Annotated in this window: 3 protein-coding genes; 1 reads left to right on the top strand and 2 read right to left on the bottom strand. The window is 76.7% G+C overall.

What is annotated here, in order from left to right; genetic code table 11:
• Window positions 1-234: 234 nt before the first annotated feature.
• Window positions 235-1,470, bottom strand: coding sequence for a DUF2786 domain-containing protein (locus tag GPJ59_RS34205; protein ID WP_219671874.1), 1,236 nt, complete (start codon window positions 1,468-1,470; stop codon window positions 235-237).
• Between the two features lie 5 nt (window positions 1,471-1,475).
• The gene (locus tag GPJ59_RS34200; RefSeq protein WP_219671873.1) at window positions 1,476-1,916 is read right to left on the bottom strand and encodes a winged helix-turn-helix transcriptional regulator; all 441 of its coding nucleotides are present in this window, start codon (window positions 1,914-1,916) and stop codon (window positions 1,476-1,478) included.
• Between the two features lie 77 nt (window positions 1,917-1,993).
• On the opposite strand from GPJ59_RS34200, the gene GPJ59_RS34195 reads away from it, so the two are divergent.
• Entirely contained in the window at window positions 1,994-2,821 is an 828-nt protein-coding gene (locus tag GPJ59_RS34195) for an NAD(P)H-binding protein (RefSeq protein ID WP_219671871.1), read from the top strand.
• The last annotated feature ends 1,432 nt before the right edge of the window (window positions 2,822-4,253 follow it).

Here is a 4,253-nt window from a genome sequence, read left to right as displayed (position 1 = left end):
TGCACTCTGACGTACAAGGTGATGCTCGGTTCGTCCTGGTACTGGATTGTGCGGCCGGGTAGAGTATCTGTGGAGTTTAAGGTGTTCGCCGTGTCGTGGCGACCGGTGAGGTCAAGACGCGTAAGATCGTCGGCAGCGTCGAATGTGTATAAGAGACAGGGGCCGGGCCGGTCGGGTCAGTCGCGCGGGCCAGTCGCTCGGGCCGGTCGGTCGGGTTGCGCCGGCGGCCGCCGGCTACTTCGGCAGGGGCCGGTGCGTCCTGCCGCCCCCGCCCATCCGGGCGGCGTCGGCCGCGGCCGTGCCATCCGTCCAGCCCGCCAGGTCCGTGGCACCGCGCAGCCGGGTGGTCGTGGTCCGGGGGAACATCTCCTCCGCCCGCGAGTCGACCGCCACGTCCCGGGCGACCAGCGCGGGCAGCAGCGAGCCCTCCGCGGCACCATCCGCACCCGCCGCACCCGCGGCGTGCTCGGCCGTCTCCGTGAGGCGGTGCCCGAGGCGGCTGGCGTAGGCGAGGAAGAAGGACTGCCGGAAGGTCTTGGTCCGCTTGCGCCCGCCGGAGCGCTGCGCGGCCTCGGCGCGGGTCATCGCGGCCGTGCCCTGCACCAGCAGGGAGGTGTGGAGCAGTTCGACGGCTTCGAGGTCGCTCTCGAAGCCGACGACCGTGGAGAACTCGAAGGCCCCGTTCCACACCGCCCGGCAGTGGTTGGCCGTGGCCACCGCGTCCAGCAGGACCGCCTTCGCCTCCTCGTACGGCGGCTCCACGCCGATCCGGCGGGCACCCGGCGTCCGCGCCGGGCCCTCACCGCGCGCGACGAGCACCGCCTCGTCCACCGTGTGGCGGGCCATCAGCTCCTGCGCCTTCGCACTGAGCGCCTCCGCCTCCTCCGGGTACGACGTGGCCTCCGCCTTCGCGAGCAGGGCGCGGATCCGGCCCAGCATCCGCGGCTCGATGTGCGCGGCCTCCGGTACGTCGGCGGGGTCGCCGGGGACCGGGCCCACCGGCTCGATCGAGGGCAGCCGGACCAGCAGGCGCAGCAGCTCCAGGACCGCCGTGGCGAGGGTGAAGCGGTCGGCCTTCTCCCGGCGGGCGACCGCCTCGGCGTACGCGTCGTCGCCGGTCGCTGCTGTGTCGCCGGCTCCGGGCGCTCCCCCCACCGCCCACCACGCCTCGTACGCCGGCCAGCGCGCGGGCAGCCGGGCGTAGCGGCGGGCCTCCGCGGCGAACAGGTCCTCGGCGAGCCGCACGTGCCGCTCGGCGAGGTCGCGGCGGACCAGCCGGAGCACGTCCGCCGGCTGCCAGCCGCGCTCCCAGGCCTGCCGTACGTACGTCGCCCCGCGCGCCAGCAGCGCCCGGCCGACGCCGGGCCAGGCGGCCGGGTCCGCGGCGAGCAGTGACGCGCCGGTGTCCAGGCCGGCGTCGTCCTGGGCGTAGAGGGCGGCGGCGCAGGCCCGCTCGACGATGTCGTTCACGCCCTTCAGCTTGGCATGTCCGCTCTGGCGTCCCACTCCCGGCGGGCGGCCTCTATGCGGGGGCGGTGTGCGAGGGACCAGTCGGCGAGGCCCTTGACCAGGTGGGTGAGGCTGTGGCCGAGGTCGGTCAGCTCGTACTCGACCTGCGGCGGGACGGTGGGGTGGACGGTGCGGGTGACGAGCCCGTCGCGCTCCAGCCGGCGCACGGTCAGCGTGAGCATGCGCTGCGAGATGCCGTCGACGGCGCGCTGGAGCTCCTTGAACCGGTGGACCCCGGCGGCGAGTTCGACGATGACAAGGACGGACCACTTGTCGCCGAGCCGGTCGAGCACGTCCCGGATCCCGCAGTCGTCCGCACAACTGACGACCGGCTCGGCGGGGGCGGCGGGGGCGGCGGGGACTGCGGGGGCTGTTGGGGCGGTTACCCCGGTGTGCCCTGCTGACATGAATGTGCCTCCTTATGCAGCGATCCGGTCCGGTCCACGATGTATGTACGAACCACGGAACGGACGGGAGAGTTCCCATGCTGCTGATCACTGGTGCCTCGGGCGGACTGGGTTCACTGATCGCCGAGAAGCTGGCCGGGCGGGCGGACGTACGCCTGGGGACGCGGCGGCCGACGGGTCCGGATCAGCTGCGGGTGGACTTCGACGACCCCGATGGCCTGGACTTCTCCGGTGTCCGGACGCTGTTGATGATCTCGGCGGGGTACGGGGAGGACGACACGGTGCTGGCGCGGCACGAGGCCGCGATCGCGGCGGCGGAGCGGGCCGGGGTGCGTCACATCGTGTACACGAGCCTCACCCGGGAGGGTGACCACCTGCCGTACGCGCTGGCGCACCGCTGGACCGAGCGGCGGCTGGCCGCGTCGCCGGTCCCCGCGACCGTGCTGCGCAACGGGCTGTACGCGGAACTGCTGGCGGCGCTCGCCGCGCCCGGCCCGGACGGGCGGATCACCGCGCCGCTGGGCGAGGGGCGGATCGCGGCCGTGGCCCGCGAGGACCTGGCCGAGGTCGCGGTCCGGGTCGCCACGGACCCGGCGCCGCACGCCGGACAGACGTACGAGCTCGTCGGCGAGCACGCGGTCGGCGGCGCCGACCTCGCCGCCGCGGTCGACGCCGCCTACGCCCCGGGCACGCTGGCCCAGGCCCGGGCGGCCCTGTCGGGCCCGGGGTCGGTGGGCTTCCAGGTGCCGATGCTGGTGGGCACGTACTCGGCCATCGCGGCCGGCTTCCTCGCCACCCCGGACACCGGCACCCTCCCCACCCTCCTTGGCCACCCTCCCCGCCCGGCCCTGCAGGTCTACGCGGAGGCGGTCAAGGCGAACGGGGCATGGTCGGCGGCGGCGTAGCGGGCCTGCGGACGGCGGCGCAGCGGGGGCCGCCGCCCGGGTCGGAGACGCAGCTGGACGGCCCGGCGGGGGCGCAGCCGGGCGGCAGGCCGGGCGGGGGCGCAGCCGGGCGGGGGCGTAGCCGGACGACAGCCTGGACGGAGGCATAGCCGGGCAGCAGCCCGGGCAGGGGCACAACCGGGCAGCAGCCCGGACGGAGGCACAACCCGGCGACAGCCCGGACGGAGGCGCAGCCAGACGGCAGCCCGGACGGCGGCGCAGCCAGGCGGCAGCCCGGGGCGGAGACGCCGCCGAGACCACCCGGCGGAGGCGTAGCCGGGCGACTGCCCGGGCGGAGGCGTAACCGGACGGCAGCCCGGGCGGGCGTAGCCGGGTGACAGCCCGGGCCGGGCGTAGCCGGGCGACAGCCCGGGGCAGAGGCGCAGCCGGGCGACAGCCCGGACGGCGGCGCGGCAGCCCAGGGCGGAGACGCCGCTGGGGCCACCCGGCGGAGGCGTAGCCGGGCGGCAGCCCGGGCGGGCGTAGCTGGGCGGCGCCCGGACGGAGGCGTAACCGGACGGCAGCCCGGACGGAGGCAGATGCAGGCTGCCTGCTGCCATGTGGCCGTTCCACCCCTGGTCCGGCTCGGGCCCGAGCGGGGCGGGCCGGGTCCGGCCGCTGGGCGGCCGAGATGTGCCGTCTCCGGCCCGTGCCGGCTGCAGCCGGGGCAGGCCGCGCGCGGCCTGGGCGGCAAGCCCAGTCGCGATCCCAGCAGGACGCAGGGCCCACCCGGCAGAGACACAGCCGGGCGACAGCGCGGACGGAGGCAGACGCTGGCTGCCTGCGCCATGTGGCCGGTTCCACCCCTGGTCCGGCTCGGGCCCGAGCGGGCGGGCCGGGGCCGGCCGCTGGGCGGCCGAGATGTGCCGTCTCCGGCCAGTGCCCGCTGCAGCCGGGGCAGGCCGCGCGCGGCCTGGGCGGCAGGCCCAGTCGCGATCCCAGCAGGACGCAGGGCGCAGCCCGGAAGTGGGCGACACGGGCCAGGCAATGCCCGGGGCGGCACGGGCGGAGCCCGGAGTCCCCCGGGCACGGGCACGGGCGTAGCCCGGAGTCCCCGGTCGCCGACGCAGGCACAGCCCAGAAGCCCCGCGCCCGGGCACGGCCCGTAGGCCCCGGCTGCAGCGGCGCAGCCCCACGGCAGGGCGCAGCCCCGCGGCCAGCCACGTCCGCCCGGCCCAGCCAGGGCCCAGCCCGGCCCGGCCCGGCCCGGGAAACATGTGGTCCCGCGCGCCAGCACCGGCCCTGTCAGTGGGCGGTGGCAGACTCGCACGGGTGAGCGACAGCGCGACCCGGTGGCTGCTGGCCGAGGACGCCGACGGACGGTGGCAGGCCGGCCCCATCGGCGAGCCCGTAGGCGGCCCCATCGGCGCGTCCGTAGGCGGCTCCGCAGACG

Source organism: Streptomyces bambusae, from assembly GCF_019400985.1.
Taxonomy (GTDB): domain Bacteria; phylum Actinomycetota; class Actinomycetes; order Streptomycetales; family Streptomycetaceae; genus Streptomyces; species Streptomyces bambusae_A.
Note: the sequence above shows the minus strand (reverse complement) of the source record. Positions and strands in the feature narration are given on the sequence as shown.